This window comes from Streptomyces brevispora, assembly GCF_007829885.1.
GTDB classification, from domain to species: domain Bacteria; phylum Actinomycetota; class Actinomycetes; order Streptomycetales; family Streptomycetaceae; genus Streptomyces; species Streptomyces brevispora.
Map to the genome: position 1 here is coordinate 5,212,524 of NZ_VIWW01000001.1, position 18,771 is coordinate 5,231,294.

Sequence of the window (18,771 nt, forward strand, 5' to 3'; positions counted from 1 at the left end):
GGTGCGTGGCTCACCGGGTGGCGGTCGGGTCCGGGCCTCGTTGCTGGTTGATGTGGGCGGTGAGCAGGTGGGAGTCGAGCAGGGAGACGTCCGCCGTTCGGTCGGCCCGTGCGTAGCCGGCCAGCATGCGCTTGGTGAGGACCAGGGCCTCGGGCGAGCGGCGGACGAGCGGCCGAGTCCAGGCGCCGATGACCTCGTCCAGCCGGTCGAGCGGGGCGGTTTTGTGGAGGAGGCCGAGGCGGTGGGCGGTGTCCGCGTCGAAGACGTCGCAGGTGAGCATGAGTTCGCGGATTCTGGCGGCGCCGGCTTCGGAGACCAGGCGGCCCATCGCTCCTCCCCAGGCGGGTGGGAGCCCGATGCCGACCTCCGGCATCCGGAAGCGGCAGGTGTCCGCCCCCGCCCGCAGGTCGCAGAACGAGGCGAGTGCGAGCCCGGCACCGACGACCCGGCCGTGGAGCCGGGCGATCGTGACCGCCTGGGTGTTCTCCAGCGCCTGGCACAGGCGGTGGGCCTTGTCCGCGATGCGTCGCAGCCCGACGCCGGTCGGATCGGCGGCGAGCGCCTCCTGGTACTCGTTGCGGTCGGCGCCCAGGCAGAAGTCCGTGCCCAGTGACGACAGCGTCAGGATGCGGATGTCCGGGCGTTCGTGGAGGTCGTCGAGCAGGAGGAGGAGATCGTCGAGTACGGCGATGCCCAGTACGTCGTCCTGCTCCCAGGGATTGAGCCGGACATGGAGTACGGGGCCGTCCTGTTCGATGCCTATCGCCTTGCGGGAGGGCCTGGGGAGGGTACCGGTCGTTTCGGTCATGCGAAGGCGACATCCAAGTTCAGTGTGCGCCGGAATGCCACCCGGGGCGCCATCGAGGGGCGGCGCACGAGGGTGAGGCGGGGAAGGCGCCGAATGAGTTGACGGAGAAGGGTCTGGGCCTCCAGTCGCGCCAGCGGCGCGCCGAGGCAGTAGTGGATGCCTCCGCTGAAGGCGAGGTGGGCGGGCTTGCGCAGGGGGTCGAACCGGTCGGGGTCGCTGTGCCTGGCCGGGTCGCGGTGGGCCGCTCCCACCATGAGGTGGACCATCTCGTCCTTGCGGATCTCCAGTCCGCCGAGGACGCTGTCCTCGGCGGCGACCCGGCTGATGACATGGGTCGGAGGGTCGTGGCGCAGGGTCTCCTCGACGAACGCGGGCACCAGGTCCGGGCGGTCGGCGACCAGGGCCCAGCGCTCCGGGCGCTCGACGAGCAGGAGCGTCATGGTCGTCAGGAGCTGCGAGGTGGTCTCCAGGGCGGCCAGCAGGACGAACAGGACCAGGAAGTAGACCCCCTCGTCCGCCTTGTCGCGGTCGGGTTCCATCGCGTCCCACGACTGGATCCAGCCGGACACGGGGTCCTCACCGGGATGGGCGCGCCGGTCGCTCACCAGAGCCATGAAATAGGTGCGGAGTTCGGCCGTGGCCGCGTCGGATGCGGCCAGCTGGCTTGCCGAGGGCAGCAGTTCCTGGGTGAAGACCTGGTCGTGGGTCAGCTGCCGCAGACGAGGCCAGTCGGCGGCCGGCAGGCCGAGCCAGCCGCCGATGGTGGCGACCGGCAACTCCTCGGCGACCAGGGCCGCGAAGTCCGCCTCCCCGTCCTGCAACCGCTCCGACAGGGTGTCCAGGAGCCGGTCCGTCGTCCTGCTGACCGTCCGGCTTATTCGCTCCACGGTGGACCGGTCGAACGTGCCGGCCGCCCGGCGCGCCCGTGTGTGGTCCGGGGCGTTGAGCGCTGCCAGGGTGTTGCTCATCTCCTGCGAGGAGGAGGCGTTCCAGCGCGTGCCCGGACCCTGCCTGTCACGCCAACGTTTGTCGGGTTCCAGCCAGTCACGGCTGCGCAGTACCTGATCACAGACGGCGAAGCTCGATATGACCGAGCCGCCCCAGGGGGCGGGGATGACCTCGCCCCTCGACAGCAGCTCCTCGTATATGGGGAAGGGATCGGCCTGCCCTCCTGCCGTCCGCAGACGGGAGAAAAGGGAGGCAGACGCCCGGCGGTCGTGCGCCGGAGTGGTGGCAACGCTCATGATGGAGGCTCCTTTCTGAGAACCAGCCGCCATGCATACCCACAAGATCGTTGAACCATCCGGTAGCGCAGAGGACTCAGGAGGTTACTTAAATCACTCCCCTTACTCCGCGTATTGAGGTCACTCCCCTCTCGTCCATGCGACGAATCGGCTGAAAAGCCCCCCTTTGTGCTGCGATGCCGTGGCGCTCTTCGGTCCCGAGGTCCGGGCGGCGGACCGCTGTTCGGCGGCTGCCGACTGCTGGGACGTCTGGGCCGACTGCGCGTGTGCGGGCTCGGCGGCCGACGGCACCGTCCTCGGGGTGAAGCGGACCGGGAGGGTCACCAGCGAGCGGCTCCACGGCGTCGGAGCCCAGGCGAGCGTCTTGAACGGCACGCGCAACTCGACATCGGGCAGCCGGTTGAGGAGGCTTTCGACGGCGGTGACCGCGATCATGAACGCCGGGTCCTTGGCGGGGCACGCGTGCGGGCCCGCCCCGAAGGCCAAGTGCGCCTTGGCACTGAGCTGCTGACGGTGTTCGGTCAGCTTGGGGTCGGTGTTGGCCGCGGCGAAGGAGACCAGGACCGGGTCGTTGGCCCTGAGCACCCTGCCGCCCAGGTCGACGTCGTGGGTCGGGTAGTGACCTGCGTAGTTGGCGATCGGCGCGTAGTTCCACAGGGTCTGGGAGACGGCGTCCTCGACCGGCAGTCCGGTCTGCCATTCCTCGCCGAGATACAGCGCACCGCTGGTGGCGATGGCGGCGGTCAGTGGTGCGGTGCCGCCGGAGAGCAGCGTCACGAGCTGGTGCAGCACCTCTTCGTCACTCAGCTGGGCCGAGTGCTCCATCAGGCGCGTCGTCAGGTCGGTGCCCGGCCGGCGTCGCTTGATGGCGATCAGCTCGGCGAGTGCCCCGCCCAGTACCTCGTCGGCGCCGGGGGTGCCCTCGAAGATGCCGCTGATCCCGGCGATCACGCGGTCACCGATCTCGGGCGGGCAGCCGAACAGGTCGCTGAAGACCAGCAGCGGCAGCGGCTGGGCGTACTCGGCCATCAGCTCCGCCTGGCCACGGGGTTCGGCGCTGAAGCGGCTGATCAGGTAGTCGGCGGACTGCTGCGTCTGCCGGACCAGCTGGAGCTCGTTGACCGTGGCGAGGCTGTCGGTGACCGCCTGGCGCAGACGGGCATGCGCGGCGCCGTCGCTGAACAGCGCGTTGGGGCGGTAGCTCATCATCGGCAGCGCCGGGCTGTCCGCCGGGACGCGCCCCTCGTTCAGCGCGTTCCAGCGGCGGGAGTCGCGGACGAAGGTCGCGGGGTTCTGCAGGACGTACAGGGCCGCGTCGTAGCTGGTGACCAGCTCGACCTGGACATCCGGGGCGATGTCCACGGGTGCGCTCAGGCCGAACGTACGCAGATGCGCGTAGTGGCCGTCGGGGTCGGCCCCGAACGAGGGGCCGTACAGCTGGACGTTCCCGTGTGCGGGGCATCCGGGAGGGGGTATCTCCTGTGCGTCAAGAGGCTGTTGCATTTCTGCACTCCTAGCCAAGTAGGGACATGAGGTGTCTGACGAGGGTGATGAGTGCCTGGGCCGATGAGTTCTCGTCACGAACGTCGCAGTTCACGACGGGGGTGTCGGAAGTCAGGTTCAGCGCCTCGCGGACCTCGTCGAGCGGGTAGTCCGTGTTGCCCTCGAAGTGATTGACCCCGATGGCGTACGTCAGGCCGAAGCTCTCGACCAGGTCCAGGACGGGGAAGGACTCGTTCAGCCGCTCGGGGTCGACGAGGACCAGCGCACCCAGTGCGCCCCGGGACAGCTCCTCCCACATCTCCTTGAAACGTTCCTGTCCGGGCGTTCCGAAGAGATAGAGGACCAGCGTGTCACTGAGGGTGAGGCGGCCGAAGTCCATGGCCACGGTGGTGGTCGTCTTGTGAGGTGTGCCCGACAGGTCGTCGAACCCCTCGCTGGCCTCGGTGATCTCCTCCTCGGTCCGCAGCGGCTCGATCTCGGAGAGACTTCCGATGCAGGTGGTCTTCCCGACCCCGAAGTGCCCCACTACTAGGATCTTCACCGCATTGGAGACATCTGGATCCAGGTGCACGCGTTACGCTCCGAATCGATTCTTCAGGCCTTCGAGCACGGCGCTGACCAGTTCTCTGTCGACACGTTCGGCGCGCGGTATCGGTCTCCTCACGAGGATGAGGCTGTCCTCCTCCAGCTGCGCCAGCAGAATGCGCACTATGCCCAGCGGCAAGTGCGTGTGCCCGGCCACTTCGGCCACGGACAGATAGCCGTCGGCGACCAGGTCCATGACCTGACCCGCCTCCGGGGAAAGCGTGCGCGCCGCGGTCGAGGCGTCCTGTGCCGCCATGACCAGGGTGGTGTGTTCGTACTCGTGGTCCGGCGGCAGAGCCCTGCCGTTCGTGATCACGAAGAGGGGGACTAACGGGGACGTCAGCTCCAGATCCAGCTCCTGGTCGTCAGGCATGGCCTGCCCCCTCCCCCCGCGCTGTCGGCTTGGTCAGTCCGGGCACCACCTCGTGCAGGCGCGTGGTGAACTCCTCGATGTCGCAGTCGTGCTCGGCGGCGGCAGCCAGGAAGGCCCCGGCACCGGCCGCCATCAGGAAGATCCAGCCGTGCTGGAACTCGATGACCGTCTGACGCCACTCGGCGCCCTCCAGGACACCCGCGAACTGCGAGGTGACCCGGCTGTAGGCGTGAATGCCCGTCATCGCGGCGGAGATCGTGTCCGCCAGGTCCCTGTTCATTCCGCTGGTCGCCCCGCGGGGCAGACCATCGGCCCCCAGCAGTACGGCGTGACGGGCACCCCGCACATCGGCGATCACCCGGTCGAGGTCGGCGAGCACGAACCCCGAATCGCCGGTGCTCTCGCGACGGGCCGCGCCGGTGTTCCGCGTACCGGCATCGTCCTCCGTGCTCACTCTCGGCGGTGAGGTGAGGTTGTTGCCCAGGCGGGCGACGAGACGGTGCATACGGAAGGAGATCTGCTGCATGTCCACATCGGGCGCCGCGGCGGCGGCCAGATAGGCGCCCTGCCCCGCTCCGATCAGGAAGCTCCACCCATGGGAGAACTCAATGATCGTCTGGTTCCACTGCCGGTCCTCCTCGGGTCCGGCGAAGTGAGCCGTGGCCCGGCTGAGCGACTGCATCCCGGCCATTGCGGCGGAGATGGTACGCACATCCTTCTCGGCCAGGCCCTCCGTGGCCCCACGAGGAAGGCCGTCCGCGGACAGCAGGACGGCATGCCGTGCCCGGGGCACGTTGTGCACGATGTCCTCAAGCATCCACGACAGGTCTGCGCTCATGCGTCTTCGGACCCTTCGGACGACGTGGCATCAAAGTTGCGGCCCGAAAGCGTGCCGCGCTGGAAAGCGCCCAGGCCACGTCCGGAGGGGCGGACGTTCTCCTCAGGAGTACGTACCGCCGACGGCCGGACGACGTCGGGGTCGGGCACGCTCGCGATGGGCGCCTGGCGCGCTCCGCGCTTCGGCAGACCGTGCGTCGTACGCGTCGCCCCGCCCTGCGGCCGCCCCTCGTTGCGCAGGATGCTGCTGACGGGGGCCTCCTGGGCCGGCGGCGTCTCCTCCATGGTCCACAGCTCCTCGGGCAACAGGACGACGGCCCGGACGCCGCCGTACCGGGAGACTCCGGTGACATCCACCTTGAACCCGTACTGACGCGCGATCAGACCGATCACCGGGAAACCGAACTTCGGCTGGTTCCCGAGCTGCGACAGACGGGGGACGACATCGCCGGACAGCAGCTCGGTCGCCCGCTGCCGGTCCTCGTCGTTCATGCTGACACCGGCGTCGTCGATGATGATGCACAGGTTGTTCTGGACCCGCTGGAACGTCACCTCGATCGGTGCGTCCTGCTGGGAGAAGCTGGCAGCGTTGTCAAGCAGCTCGGCCACGGCGAGGGCCACGGGAGCGACCGCGGACGCCTTCAGCGCGAGACCTCCCTGCTGCATGATCGCGACCCGGTGGAAGTTGCGGATCTGCCCCTGGGCGCTGCGCACCACGTCGTAGACGCTGGCGGGCCTGTTGCGGCGGCCGAGCGGTGCACCGCACATCACGGCGATGCCCTGCGCCTTACGAGCCATCTGCGCGTTGGCGTGGTTGACTTCCAGCAGGTCACTGAGTACCGCGTGACCGCCGTACTTCCGCTGCACGCCGTCCAGCAGCGTGGTCTGCTCCGCCGCGAGGCTCTGCAGGAAGCTGGCGGCGCCCTTGAGGACCGCCTTGGTGTTCTCCTCGGCCGCCTCCTTGGCCTCCCGGAGGATGCCGTCCTGCTCGCTCCTGAACCGGTGCAACTCGGCTCGGGAGACGTGGAGGTGGTTGTCGGACGTGTGGAGCTGGCGCCTCAGCTCGGCCTCGTTCTGCTTCTTCTTCGCCCCAAGGGCTCTATTGCGGGCGGCGAGTGCCACGGCCGCGACAACGGCTATCGCCGCCACCGCAACCAAGCACCACACAAGTGCGTCTTGAATCATGGAAACCTTTCCCGGCGCATGGCATGCGGACGGCGACGGACACACCTCGCGAGGACCCGCGACGCAGCCGCTCGGCACGGCCCGGCCGCTGTTGCGTGGAGAGACGGGCCACCGATCGCAGATCAGCATCTGAACCTATTGGATCAAGATCACAGATGCCGGGATGCTATCACCGGATCCTCTTCTCGACGGACGTCCGTCATAGCGCCAAGAATTCATCAACACGCCTTTTGCGCAGGTACGTTGAAGCACCCGCGCGCCATCTTTAGCGGCCGGATGTTGTATCTCTCACCATCGGCCCCCATTGGTCGAGGGGTCTTCACAAAAGGACTGACAATCTCTCACATATGGTTGCGGCGTGAGCAGCCGGTGTCCCGGTCGTCGGCTGAGCGGGCGTCAGGCGCCGTGCGTTCGGAGCCCGGCCTCCGCCCACGTGGCCCGCGTGGACAGCCCGCCGAGCGCCTTCGCCGACTCCTCGCGGATGGTGCGCAGCGGGAGCCCGGCGTGCGCCGTCGTCGCACGCGCGAGTTCCGCGTCACCCGACCCACCGCGGCGGGCGTCAGCTCCAGCAGTGGCCGGTCCGGCCGGACCGGGGCGGGTGCGCAGGGGTTCCGGAACGCGGCCGGTCATCCGCCCGAACCCTGACGGGCTCCGGGCGGAACCTCCGGCGCAGGTGGCTGCTGTGCGGTGACAGGCCGCGCCCCCGGCCCGGCCATGCGGCTCAGGACCGGGTGGCGGTCCCGCACTCCGCTTCGCCGGTCTCCCGTATCCGCGCGTCCAGCGAGGTGCTCCGGTCGTACAGGTCGACCTCGGGGCCGCCCCCCGAGCCCTTGACCGCGCGTTCGGCGCTGAACTCCGGCGCGAAGTAGCCGGTGAGGTTGTCGCAGCCGCCGTTGGTGGTGTCTGACTTGTGAGAGTTGAGCGAGAACGTCCCCTGCTCGGTGATCACCTTGACGGGATCGTCCCAGCTCATCACGGTCTCGCGGCGCACGATGGTGCGCGCGACCTCGTCGCTTCCCGCCGCGGTGCGCACGACCGGATAGACGTACGTGACATCGGCGGTCACCCCCGGACCCTCCCCAGGGCCGGTCGGCATCCGCGTATCATCACACGGCCCACCCGCACGGTCCGGACGCCGCGGCTGCGCGACGAAGGCGTGGCCCGGTTACGGCTTGCGGCCTACCGCGACGTATCCCGCGCTGATGATGTCCTCCTGGCCGGGGACCGGTTCGCCGAGCTCGGGGTGCCACGCCTCGGCGGCCACGATGCCGGGCTCGACGATCTCCAGTCCGTCGAAGAACGCGGCGAACTGGTCGCGGTTGCGCGGCGCCAGGGTGAGGGTGTTGGCCTTGTACATCTCGTCGACCTTCTGGGCCTTCTCCGGGTGGAAGTCGGCGGTGAGGTGCGAGATCACCACATGACTGCCCGGCGCCAGCATGTCGGTCAGCTTGCTCACCAGCTCGTAGGCGCCGTCCTCGTCGCTCAAGAAGTGCAGCAGCGCGATCATCGAGAGCGCGACCGGCTGCTTGAAGTCCAGTGTCTTGCCTGCCTGTTCGAGGATGGCGTCCACGTCCCGTGCGTCGGCCTGCACGTAGTCGATCGCCCCTTCCTGGGTGCCCTTCAGCAGGGCTTCGGCATGGGCCAGCACGATCGGGTCGTTGTCGCAGTAGACGACTCGCGTGGTGGGTGAGGCCAGTTGGGCGACCTGGTGGAGGTTGGGCGCGGTGGGTATCCCGGTGCCGATGTCGAGGAACTGCCGAATGCCCTGGTCGGACAGCCAGCGGGTGGCGCGGTGCATGAACGCCCGGTTCACCTTCGTCATCACCGGAATGCTTGGTTCGAGCGCGAGCATCTGCCGGCCCATCGCCTCGTCCACCGGGTAGTTGTCCTTGCCGCCGAGGAACCAGTCGTACATCCGCGCGGGATGCGGCTTGCTGGTGTCGATGTGCAGGGACATGGCGTCGTTCGCCGGTCGGGACATGGTGAACTCCAAGGTGCGTGAGGCAGTTGACGATCAGCTCGCCCCAAGAATAGAGAACTTGCTCGCCCAGGAAGCCGAGTTCGCGTGCGTAACCGGTCGATACCTCCAGGCGGCCGAGTTCCGTGTACCACCGGTCCGTGCCTCCGGACTCCCGCCTTCACCGGCCGGCGGTCCCCGTAGCCGCCGCCGACGTCCTGTCTCCTGCTGCCTCCGGTGAACTGTTTCCTGCGAACTTCTTCTGCGCACCCTCTTCTGCGAAAGCGCGTTGTTCCGTCGCGCGCCCTCGATGGCGCTTCAGTCGGAATCTCGCTCCGCGGCCTCGGCGACGCGCTTGATGTTCGCCAGCCGCCGGTCCCAGTCGGCAGCCAGTCCGGCCATCCACCGGGCCGTCGCGTTCAGCGCGTCGGGCCGCACCGAATACCGCACCTCGCGACCGACCCGGCCCCCGGAGACCAGCCCGGCCGCGTCCAGCACGATGAGGTGTTTGACCACCGCCTGCCGTGAGACGGGGAGCTGTCCGGCGAGCGACGTCGCGGTGGCCTCGCCCTGGGCGGCGAGCAGATCGAGCAGCGTGCGCCGCGTCGGGTCGGCCAGCGCGCCGAGGACGCTGTCGACGGCCTCCGCGGCGCCGGGGAGTTCTTCCGTCACGCCGAAGGCTGTTCGGCGCGCTTCTTGAGCGCGTCGAGCTCCATGGGCCAACCCTCGGTGTGGTCCTTGAGGTTCTGGCTGCGCAGTTCCTCGGACCCGGCCAGTGCCGAGAACCCGCTCTCGACGACGCGCAGACGTGTCCGCTCGCCCTCCGGGATCAGCGTGAACTCCACCAGGGTGCTGTTGTTCTCGCGCAGCTCCTCCCCGGGGAACGCGCTGGTCCAGCGGTATGCCAGGTACGTCGGCGGCTCGACCTTCTCCACCCGTACGGGGAAGTCGCCGTGCTCGGAGTTCTTCGCCACCAGCGACTCACCTTCCTTGGCCACGGTGCAGGGCAGGCTCGCCTTGTCGGCCACCCAGAACCCGGGTTGCGCCACCAGTGACCAGACTCGGTCGAGGGGCGCCTCGATCAGGGTTTCGCGTTCGATCCGGTCCTCGCTCATGAGATGACTCCTTGAGTGCGGCCAATGAATGCTGTCATTGGGTGCGGTGATGGGGTACTGCGATTGGGTGCAACTCCAGGGTTGCACGTCGCTGACTCGGGAGCAACCCGAGGGTTGCGCTTCGGATCGGTGACGTCATCGCCGAACAGGTCATGCCCGCCCGGAACCGCCACCGTCCGGAACCGCTCCTGCCCGCCACCGCTCCTGCCCGTCCCGCCCTGAACGTAAGGAATCGCGCTATGCCAGTGCCGGCCGACCCGACCGTGCTCCACCCGATGCCCGGCCAGCCGCGGGTGGTGCAGCTCAGACCACTGGTGAAGTCCCCGCTGATCGACGTGGGGGAGTACTCCTACTACGATGACCCGGACGACCCCACCGCGTTCGAGACGCGCAATGTGCTGTACCACTACGGCCCGGAGAAGCTGGTCATCGGCAGGTTCTGCGCGCTGGGCACAGGGGTTCGGTTCATCATGAACGGCGCCAACCACCGCATGGACGGCCCCTCCACCTTCCCGTTCCCGACCATGGGCGGCTCGTGGGCGGACCACTTCGACCTGCTCACCGGACTGCCGGGCCGGGGGGACACGGTCGTCGGCCACGACGTCTGGTTCGGCCACAGCGCCACCGTGCTGCCCGGGGTGCGGATCGGACACGGCGCGATCATCGGCAGCGGCTCCGTGGTCACCAAGGACGTGCCCGACTACGGGATCGTCGGGGGCAACCCCGCGCGTCTTCTGCGTACCCGCTACAGCGGCCCGGACATCGCGCGGCTGCTCGCGGTGGCCTGGTGGGACTGGCCGGCGGAGCACATCACCGAACGCGTGCGGACCCTCATGTCGGGCAGCATCGACGAACTCGAAGCCGCGGCCCCGTCCGTGTGACACCGCCGCCGGGCGGCGTCCGGTGCCCCGCCGGAATTCCACGTGCGCCGGGCCCGGACGGGGGATAGCGTCTTCGGCATGAACCTCCACCAGCTCTACGGCTGACACGGACGGGGCAGCAGCCTCGGCCCGTATCCGGCAATGTCCGTGTGCGCGCCCACGACCCGGCACCTCCGCCGGGGTGGCCGACGCACCGGTCCGTCGTGTCCTTTCCGCCGTAGACCTGAAATGAGTGATCTTCCATGTCCCGTCGCCGTGCGCACATCGCGATGGTCGGCATCCCCGCCGTCAGCCATGTCCTGCCGAGCCTTGAGGTCATCCGTGAACTGGTGGCCCGCGGTCACCGGGTGACCTACGCCAACGATCCGGTGGTGGCCGAGCGGATCGAGGCCACCGGTGCCGAGTTCGTCCCCTGCGGCTCCGTGCTGCCGGTCGCCGACAACAACTGGCCCGACGACCCCATCGAGGCGATGGGCCTCTTCCTCGGCGAGGCCGTCCAGGCTCTCCCGCAGCTGCGGGCCGTCTACGACGACGACCCCGCGGACCTCTACCTGTACGACATCGGCGCGTACGCCGCGCGTGCGCTGGCCGAGTCGCAGCAGCGCCCCCTCATGCAGTTGTCCCCGACCTTCGTCGCCTGGAAGGGCTACGAACAGGACGTGGCGGCGCACCTGTGGGATCGGCCGGGCGCCGACGCGTACCGGGCGAGGTTCACCCAGTGGCTCGCCGGGTGCGGGGCGTCCACCACCGCGATGGACTCCTTCTGCGGCCGCCCCGCGAACACCCTGGCCCTGATCCCCAGGGCGATGCAGCCGCACGGCGAGGACGTCGACACGGACACGGTGACGTACGTCGGCCCCTGCGTCGACGGTCCCGGCATCGGCGGCCCCGGCTTCGGCGGGCGTGCGGGCGAGCGGACCTGGACCCGCCCCGCGGACGCGGAGCGCGTCCTGCTGGTCTCGCTGGGGTCGGCGTACACCAACCGCCCCGAGTTCTACCGTCAGTGCCTGGCCGCGTACGGCGATCTGCCCGGCTGGCACGTGGTGCTCCAGATCGGCAGGCACACCGACCGGACGGAGCTCGGTGTCATCCCGTCCAACGTCGAAGTGCACTCCTGGGTGCCGCAGTTGGCGATCCTTGAGCAGGCCGATGCCTTCGTGACCCATGCGGGCATGGGCGGCAGCTCCGAAGGGCTTCTCGCGGGGGTCCCGATGATCGCCGTCCCGCAGGGCGCGGATCAGTTCATGAACGCCGACCGGCTCGTGGAACTCGGCGTGGCCCGCCGCATCGACACCGAGGACGCCACGGCCGAGACACTGCGGACCGCCCTCGCCGAACTCGTCGCCGACCCGGCGGTCGCGCGCCGCTCGGCGCGACTCCGCACGGAAGCAAGGGCGGAGGGCGGCACCTTGCGCGCCGCCGATCTCGTCGAGGAGCTGCTGGGCTGACCCAGGCATGACGGGGCGCGGCGCGACGGGGGAAGCGCTGCGGGGCCGCGCGGTGGGTTCACCGTGCGGCCCCGGACTGCGGGTCGTGCCTGTGTGCCGTGTGCTGTCCGGCGGGTCAGTTCTTGCGGGCGGTGACCTCGTCGGTGAGCTGGGGGACGACGTTGAAGAGGTCACCGACGACGCCGTAGTCGACGAGGTCGAAGATCGGGGCCTCGGCGTCCTTGTTGATCGCGACGATCGTCTTGGACGTCTGCATACCGGCCCGGTGCTGGATCGCCCCCGAAATACCGGAAGCGATGTACAACTGCGGCGAGACCGACTTCCCGGTCTGCCCGACCTGGTTGGTGTGCGGGTACCAGCCCGCGTCCACCGCCGCACGCGAGGCACCCACCGCAGCACCCAGCGAGTCCGCGAGCGCCTCGATGACACGGAAGTTCTCCGCACCATTGACACCCCGGCCACCCGACACCACGATCGCCGCCTCCGTCAGCTCCGGACGCCCCGTCGACTCACGCGGCGTCCGCGACAGCACCTTCGTCCCCCGCGCCAGCGCCGAGAACACCACCACCAACTCCTCCACCACACCCGCCGCCGGAGCAGCCTCGACCGGAGCCGAGTTCGGCTTCACCGTGACAACCGCAGCACCCCGCGACACCCGGGACTTCGTGGTGAACGAAGCGGCGAACGCCGACTGCGTCGCAACCACACCCTCCTCACCGGCCTCCAGATCCGTCGCGTCCGTGATGATCCCCGAACCGATCCGGACCGCGAGCCTCGCCGCGATCTCCTTGTTCTCCGCCGACGACGGCAGCAACACCGCCACCGGCGACACCACCTCGACCGCGGCCTGCAGCGCATCCACCTTCGGCACCACAAGGAACTCCGCGAACTCCGGCGCATCCGCGGCCAGAACCCTCACCGCACCATGCTCCGCCAGCACACCGGCAGCCACCCCCGCACCACCACCCAGCACCACCGCGACCGGATCACCGATCCGACGCGCCAGCGTCAAAAGCTCCAGCGTGGGCTTGCGGACCGCACCATCCACATGATCGACAAAGACGAGAACCTCAGCCATGAAACTTCAATCTCCCGCAGATCGAGACGAAACAACCAGGACAGACAACGACAACGGACAACGAGAAACGGACAACCGGCTCAGATGAACTTCTGACCCGCCAGGAACTCGGCCAGCCGCTTGCCGCCCTCACCCTCGTCCTTCACGATCGTGCCCGCCGTCCGCGCCGGACGCTGCACCGCCGAATCCACCACCGTCCACGCACCACCCAGACCCACCTCACCCGCATCCAGACCCAGATCACCCAGATCCAGCGACACCACCGGCTTCTTCTTCGCCGCCATGATCCCCTTGAACGACGGATACCGGGCCTCACCCGACTGATCCGTCACCGACACCACCGCCGGCAACGACGCCTCAACCCGCTCGGACGCGGTATCACCATCACGACGCCCGGTCACCACACCACCCTCAACCGCCACCTCCGACAACAACGTCACCTGCGCCACCCCCAACCGCTCCGCGAGCAGCGCCGGAACCACACCCATCGCGCCGTCCGTCGACGCCATCCCCGAGATCACCAGGTCATAACCCGTCTTCTCGACCGCCCTCGCCAGCACCAACGACGTACCCACCGCATCCGTACCGTGAAGATCGTCGTCCTCGACGTGAACAGCCTTGTCCGCACCCATCGACAACGCCTTGCGCAACGCGTCCTTGGCATCCTCCGGACCCACCGTCAACACAGTGACCTCCGCATCATCAGCCTCGTCCGCGATCTGCAACGCCTGCTCGACCGCGTACTCATCCAGCTCCGACAACAGACCGTCGACATCCTCACGATCCAACGTCAGGTCATCGGCGAAATGCCGGTCACCGGTCGCGTCGGGCACGTACTTCACACAGACAACGATCCTCAAGCTCACGCCGGCTCTCCTCACTGATGCGGTTCGTGGTTCGACCCTATGGCACTCAGTACCCTGAGTAAAGGTACCAAGTGCCGGATATCTGCTTCTGGTGCTACGTTTCCGCCATGACTGAGGACCGCGGACCAGCCAAGAAGCCGCCGATGCGTGACGTGCTTGCCGAGGCGGCCTTCGGGCTCTTCATGGAGCGCGGGTTCGAGCGGACCACGGTGGACGACATCGTCGCCAGGGCGGGGGTGGGGCGGCGTTCGTTCTTCCGCTACTTCCCGTCGAAGGAGGACGCGGTCTTCCCCGACCACGAGCGGTGCCTCGCGGACATGACCGCGTTCCTGGAGGCCGCCGGAGACGACGACCCCGTGGAAACGGTGTGCGACGCGGCCCGGCTGGTGCTGCGGATGTACGCCGTGAATCCGGAGTTCTCCGTACAGCGCTACCGGCTCACCCGTGAGGTGCCCGGCCTGCGCACCTATGAACTCTCCGTCGTGCGCCGCTACGAGCGGACCCTCGCCGGGTATCTGGAACGGCGCGCCGCCGATGCCCCCGACGCCGCGCTGCGCGCCGAGGTGATCGCCGCCTCGGTGGTCGCGGCGCACAACAACGGCCTGCGGTCCTGGCTCCGTTCGGGCGGCGAGGGTGATGCCGGGGCCGAGGTGGACCGGGCGCTGGAACTCGTCCGCACGGTGTGGGGCAGGGCTGCCGAGCGGCCCGCCGCGGCCGCCTCCGAGGACGAGGTGATCGTGATGGTCGCGCCGAAGGGTGCCCCGATGTGGCGCGTGGTGCAGCGCATCGAATCGGCTTTCGGCGGGGAGTGAACGGCCGGCGAGAGGCGCGTCGCCAACTTTCGGCACTCAGTACCTTTACTTCATGGAACTAAGTGCCATACGGTGCCGGATGTGCCGTCGCCGCAGGTGCGGCGCACCGAGTCGAGCGCGGGAGGCCGAGACGTGTTCAGTACCGGAACCGACGTGACCGGAATCGACGTGGGGCCGACGGCTCGCGACGCCGCGGAGCCGCACGGCACGGAAGGTCTGGTCTACCAGGTGTGCCGATGGTGCGGCACCGCGTCCTTCCGAAAACTCCTGTGCCCCGTCTGCGCATCGAGCGATCTGGAATCGGAACACAGCGACGGACACGGCGTCGTCGTGCGGTCCAACGTCGTGAACCGGTATTCGAGAGTGATGCGCAACGAGTCCCTGGTCCGCTTCCCCGAAGGCTTCGTGTACCGGTGCCGGATCGTGGGCGCCGCCCCGCACCTCGTGACCGCCGGCGACCGGGTCCGGCCCGTCGGCGGCATGACCTCCGAGGCGGGCGAAGTGGTACTCGAACTGTGTGACCCGCCGCGTATCTCTGACTGGTATTAGGCGGCGTACGAAGGCGGTTGTGCGTCAACCGCGAGAAACGGCGTCCGGGATGAGCGAGTTCACTCGGGTCGGCGTGGTCGGCTGCGGCCTCATGGGATCAGGGATGGCCGGGGTCTGGCGCTCGCGCCGGGCTCAACGTTCTCGTGTGCACTTCTTCAACCCGGTCCCGGTCCAGCGGTTGGTCGAGGCCATCTCGACCCAGCTCGCCTCGGAGAGCGTGACGCGGCAGATGACGTCCTTCGTCGAGGGCGTGCTCGGCAAGACCGTCGTCCGCGCCAGGGACCGGGCGGGCTTCGTCGTCAACGCACTCCTCGTCCCGTACCCGGTCTCCGCCGTCAGGACGCTGGAATCGGGCGTGGCGTCCGCGGAGGGCATCGACAGCACAGCGGCAGCGGTATGGTGCGCGGCTGCGCCCACCCGATGCGGCCCCTGCGCCTCCTCGACCTGATCGGGCTCGACACCACGCAGGCGATCGCGGAGTCGATGTGCGAGGGGTCTCTCCAACTCGCTTACCTTGCACCTGTGTTGGGTGACGGTCCTTCGAATCCGTCTCCCCGGCAGCCCTGTTGTGGGCGAATTGCCTGACGCTGCCGCAATGGTCACTCCTGAGTCGCTCAAGTCATCCGATGAACGCTGCGCTCCACCTTCTCCCGGCGGGTTCGCGCCGCTACCATCAGGACGCGAATGGGAGCGCTCCCACATCCGTACCCGCCCCGTACCGCCGTGTTGGCGGTCTTGCTCGGAGAGGACGTTTCCGTGCACTCAAGCGCCAGACCCCTTGCCGCCCTGTTGGCGGCACTCACGCTCACCGCCGGCCTGTTCGCCGCCGGTGCGCCGGCATCAGCGACAGCCAACGACGCCGCCCCCACCACCAAAGCATCGGATGTGTCCCTAGCCGCGGACACCTACGACTGGAAGAACGTACGCATCGACGGCGGCGGCTTCGTCCCCGGCATCGTTTTCAACCGGTCGGAGAAGAACCTCGCCTACGCGCGCACCGACATCGGCGGCGCCTACCGCTGGGACCAGTCGGGCAAGCGGTGGACCCCGCTGCTCGACTGGGTGGACTGGGACCACTGGGGCTGGTCCGGAGTCGTGAGCCTCGCCTCGGACTCGGCCCGCCCGGACAACGTGTACGCGGCCGTGGGTACGTACACCAACAGCTGGGACCCGACCAACGGCGCGGTCCTGCGTTCCTCGGACCGGGGCGCCAGTTGGAAGGCGAGCACGCTTCCGTTCAAGCTCGGCGGCAATATGCCGGGGCGCGGCATGGGCGAGCGCCTCGCGGTCGACCCGAACAAGAACTCCGTGCTGTATCTGGGCGCGCCCAGCGGCAAGGGCCTGTGGCGGTCCACCGACTCGGGGGTGAACTGGTCGAAGGTGACGGCCTTCCCGAACCCCGGCAACTACTCCCAGGACCCGTCCGACACCAGCGGATACGGCAACGACAACCAGGGCATCGTCTGGGTGACGTTCGACGAGCGCACCGGCAGCGCCGGCAGCGCGACCCGGGTCATCTACGTCGGGGTCGCCGACAAGGCGAACACCGTCTACCGATCGACGGACGGCGGAGCCACCTGGTCGCGGATCGCCGGACAGCCGACCGGATACCTGGCCCACAAGGGCGTGCTCGACTCGTCGAGCGGCTATCTGTATCTGACGCTGAGCGACACCGGTGGTCCCTACGACGGCGGCAAGGGCCGGATCTGGCGGTACGCCACGGCGACCGGTGAGTGGAAGGACGTCAGCCCGGTCGCCGAGGCCGACACCTACTACGGATTCAGCGGGCTGTCCGTGGACCGGCAGCAGCCCGGCACCCTGATGGCCACCGCGTACAGCTCCTGGTGGCCGGACACCCAGATCTTCCGCTCCACGAACAGCGGGGCGACCTGGACGCAGGCCTGGGACTACAGCAGTTACCCGAACCGCACCAACCGCTTCACCCAGGACGTCTCCTCCGTGCCCTGGCTGACCTGGGGTGCCAATCCGTCGCCGCCGGAGACCACGCCCAAGTTGGGCTGGATGACGGAGGCGCTGGAGATCGACCCGTTCGACTCCAACCGGATGATGTATGGGACGGGCGCGACGGTCTACGGCACCGAGAACCTCAAGAACTGGGACTCCGGCAGCCAGTTCAAGATCACCCCGATGGTGAAGGGGCTGGAGGAGACGGCCGTCAACGACCTGGCGAGCCCGCCCTCGGGCGCTCCGTTGCTCAGCGCGCTCGGTGATATCGGGGGCTTCCGGCACACCGCTCTCGACACGGTGCCCGGCATGATGTTCACCTCGCCGAACCTCACCTCGGCCACGAGCCTGGACTTCGCGGAGGCGAGCCCCAACACCGTCGTACGGGTCGGCGACGCGGACGCCGCCCCGCACATCGGCTTCTCCACGGACAACGGGGCCAACTGGTTCCAGGGCTCGGAGCCCTCCGGGGTGACCGGTGGCGGCACGGTCGCGGCGGCGGCCGACGGCAGCGGCTTCGTGTGGAGCCCGGTGGGTGCGGGGGTGCAGCACACCACCGGGTACGGGAGTTCATGGTCGGCGTCCACCGGCATACCGGCGGGTGCGACGGTCGAGTCCGACCGGAAGAACCCGAAGAAGTTCTACGGGTACCGGGGCGGCATCTTCTACGTCTCGACGGATGGCGGCGCCACGTTCACCACGAAGGCGTCCAGCGGGCTGCCCGCCGAGGGCAACGTCCGATTCAAGGCGGTGCCGGGCACCGAGGGCGATGTGTGGCTCGCGGGAGGCAGCGCGACCGGGGTCTACGGGCTGTGGCACTCCACCGACTCGGGGGCGACGTTCACCAAGCTGCCCGGGGTCGAGCAGGCGGACTCGGTCGGCTTCGGCAAGGCGGCCGCGGGCGCCTCGTACCAGACGCTCTTCGTCACGGCGAAGATCGGCGGGGTACGCGGCATCTTCCGGTCCACGAACGCGGGCGCCAGCTGGACCCGGATCAACGACGACGCGCACCAGTGGGGTTGGATCGGGGCGGCCATCACCGGGGATCCGCGGGTCTACGGGCGGGTGTACGTCTCGACCAACGGGCGCGGAATCATGTACGGGGACTCCTCGGGCAGCGGCGGCACGGACCCCGGCACCGACCCGGGGAATCCGCCGGCGGGCGCGGCCTGCTCGGTGACGTACGTGGTGACCAATCAGTGGAACGACGGCTTCCAGGCCGATGTGACCGTCACCAACACCGGGACCAAGGCCCTGGACGGCTGGCAGCTCGGCTGGACCTTCCCGGACGGTCAGCGGATCACCCAGATGTGGAACGCGGTCTCCGGGCAGGTCGGGGCGAAGGCGACGGCCGCCAACGTCTCGTGGAACGGCAAGGTGGCGGTCGGTGCGTCGGCGGGCTTCGGCTTCACCGGCACACTGTCGGGCAGCAACGGCCGACCGGCCGCCTTCACACTGGGGGGCGCGGCCTGCACAGTCGGCTGACGGCTGACGGCTGACGGCCGATGGCTGACGAATGGTGGACGGGGCGGGGCGGACCGTTTCAGCGGGTCCGCCCCGCCCCC

Annotated in this window: 19 protein-coding genes and 1 pseudogene; 6 read left to right on the plus strand and 14 right to left on the minus strand. The window is 68.8% G+C overall.

The genetic code is table 11. The features are described 5' to 3' along the window. Positions 1-10: 10 nt before the first annotated feature. The 12 genes and pseudogenes from FHX80_RS24170 to FHX80_RS24225 all read right to left on the minus strand — a co-directional run bounded on the left by FHX80_RS24170 (position 11) and on the right by FHX80_RS24225 (position 9,607). The gene (locus FHX80_RS24170; RefSeq protein ID WP_145766122.1) at positions 11-808 is read right to left on the minus strand and encodes an enoyl-CoA hydratase/isomerase family protein; all 798 of its coding nucleotides are present in this window, start codon (positions 806-808) and stop codon (positions 11-13) included. Next, the gene (locus tag FHX80_RS24175) at positions 805-2,052 is read right to left on the minus strand and encodes a cytochrome P450 (protein ID WP_145766123.1); all 1,248 of its coding nucleotides are present in this window, start codon (positions 2,050-2,052) and stop codon (positions 805-807) included. The genes FHX80_RS24170 and FHX80_RS24175 overlap by 4 nt, the downstream gene beginning before the upstream one ends. A gap of 120 nt (positions 2,053-2,172) precedes the next feature. After that, the gene (locus FHX80_RS24180; protein WP_145766124.1) at positions 2,173-3,555 is read right to left on the minus strand and encodes a cytochrome P450 family protein; all 1,383 of its coding nucleotides are present in this window, start codon (positions 3,553-3,555) and stop codon (positions 2,173-2,175) included. Positions 3,556-3,565: 10 nt separating this feature from the next. Then, positions 3,566-4,126, minus strand: coding sequence for a GTP-binding protein (locus tag FHX80_RS24185; protein ID WP_145766125.1), 561 nt, complete (start codon positions 4,124-4,126; stop codon positions 3,566-3,568). 3 nt (positions 4,127-4,129) lie between these two features. After that, on the minus strand, positions 4,130-4,513 hold the full coding sequence (locus FHX80_RS24190) for a DUF742 domain-containing protein (RefSeq protein ID WP_145766126.1): 384 nt from the start codon (positions 4,511-4,513) through the stop codon (positions 4,130-4,132). Then, on the minus strand, positions 4,506-5,351 hold the full coding sequence (locus tag FHX80_RS24195) for a roadblock/LC7 domain-containing protein (RefSeq protein WP_244318403.1): 846 nt from the start codon (positions 5,349-5,351) through the stop codon (positions 4,506-4,508). Before FHX80_RS24195 ends, FHX80_RS24190 begins: the two co-directional genes overlap by 8 nt. Further along, complete coding sequence (locus FHX80_RS24200; RefSeq protein WP_145766127.1) at positions 5,348-6,535, minus strand: ATP-binding protein; 1,188 nt, start codon at positions 6,533-6,535, stop codon at positions 5,348-5,350. Before FHX80_RS24200 ends, FHX80_RS24195 begins: the two co-directional genes overlap by 4 nt. Positions 6,536-6,931: 396 nt before the next feature. Next, on the minus strand, positions 6,932-7,165 hold the full coding sequence (locus FHX80_RS24205) for a hypothetical protein (RefSeq protein WP_145766128.1): 234 nt from the start codon (positions 7,163-7,165) through the stop codon (positions 6,932-6,934). 91 nt (positions 7,166-7,256) lie between these two features. Next, positions 7,257-7,601, minus strand: a pseudogene (locus FHX80_RS24210) (hypothetical protein); the annotation flags it as partial. A 99-nt stretch (positions 7,602-7,700) separates the two neighbouring features. After that, the gene (locus FHX80_RS24215; protein ID WP_145766129.1) at positions 7,701-8,516 is read right to left on the minus strand and encodes an SAM-dependent methyltransferase; all 816 of its coding nucleotides are present in this window, start codon (positions 8,514-8,516) and stop codon (positions 7,701-7,703) included. A gap of 294 nt (positions 8,517-8,810) precedes the next feature. Then, positions 8,811-9,164, minus strand: coding sequence for an ArsR/SmtB family transcription factor (locus FHX80_RS24220; protein ID WP_145766130.1), 354 nt, complete (start codon positions 9,162-9,164; stop codon positions 8,811-8,813). Beyond that, a complete protein-coding gene (locus FHX80_RS24225) occupies positions 9,161-9,607 on the minus strand; it encodes an SRPBCC domain-containing protein (RefSeq protein WP_145766131.1) in 447 nt (148 codons plus the stop codon). The genes FHX80_RS24220 and FHX80_RS24225 overlap by 4 nt, the downstream gene beginning before the upstream one ends. Before the next feature lie 239 nt (positions 9,608-9,846). Here FHX80_RS24225 and FHX80_RS24230 point away from each other — a divergent pair, with 239 nt between their 5' ends. After that, entirely contained in the window at positions 9,847-10,488 is a 642-nt protein-coding gene (locus FHX80_RS24230) for a CatB-related O-acetyltransferase (RefSeq protein WP_145766132.1), read from the plus strand. 242 nt (positions 10,489-10,730) lie between these two features. After that, positions 10,731-11,936, plus strand: coding sequence for a macrolide family glycosyltransferase (locus FHX80_RS24235; protein ID WP_208764716.1), 1,206 nt, complete (start codon positions 10,731-10,733; stop codon positions 11,934-11,936). 115 nt (positions 11,937-12,051) lie between these two features. Here FHX80_RS24235 and FHX80_RS24240 read toward each other — a convergent pair whose 3' ends face one another. Together FHX80_RS24240 and FHX80_RS24245 are read right to left on the minus strand one after the other, a co-directional pair. After that, complete coding sequence (locus tag FHX80_RS24240) at positions 12,052-13,014, minus strand: electron transfer flavoprotein subunit alpha/FixB family protein (protein ID WP_145766133.1); 963 nt, start codon at positions 13,012-13,014, stop codon at positions 12,052-12,054. A gap of 80 nt (positions 13,015-13,094) precedes the next feature. Beyond that, positions 13,095-13,880, minus strand: a complete 786-nt coding sequence (locus tag FHX80_RS24245; RefSeq protein WP_145766134.1) for an electron transfer flavoprotein subunit beta/FixA family protein — start codon at positions 13,878-13,880, stop codon at positions 13,095-13,097. A gap of 107 nt (positions 13,881-13,987) precedes the next feature. On the opposite strand from FHX80_RS24245, the gene FHX80_RS24250 reads away from it, so the two are divergent. The 4 genes from FHX80_RS24250 (at position 13,988) to FHX80_RS24265 (ending at position 18,691) form a co-directional block, all read left to right on the plus strand. Continuing rightward, positions 13,988-14,692 (plus strand): TetR family transcriptional regulator, encoded by a 705-nt coding sequence (locus FHX80_RS24250; RefSeq protein ID WP_145766135.1) that lies wholly within the window; start codon positions 13,988-13,990, stop codon positions 14,690-14,692. A gap of 132 nt (positions 14,693-14,824) precedes the next feature. Continuing rightward, complete coding sequence (locus FHX80_RS24255; protein ID WP_145766136.1) at positions 14,825-15,241, plus strand: zinc ribbon domain-containing protein; 417 nt, start codon at positions 14,825-14,827, stop codon at positions 15,239-15,241. A 49-nt stretch (positions 15,242-15,290) separates the two neighbouring features. Then, the gene (locus FHX80_RS35900; protein WP_375883891.1) at positions 15,291-15,689 is read left to right on the plus strand and encodes a 3-hydroxyacyl-CoA dehydrogenase NAD-binding domain-containing protein; all 399 of its coding nucleotides are present in this window, start codon (positions 15,291-15,293) and stop codon (positions 15,687-15,689) included. A 308-nt stretch (positions 15,690-15,997) separates the two neighbouring features. Further along, entirely contained in the window at positions 15,998-18,691 is a 2,694-nt protein-coding gene (locus FHX80_RS24265) for a cellulose binding domain-containing protein (protein ID WP_341874031.1), read from the plus strand. Positions 18,692-18,771: the final 80 nt, after the last annotated feature.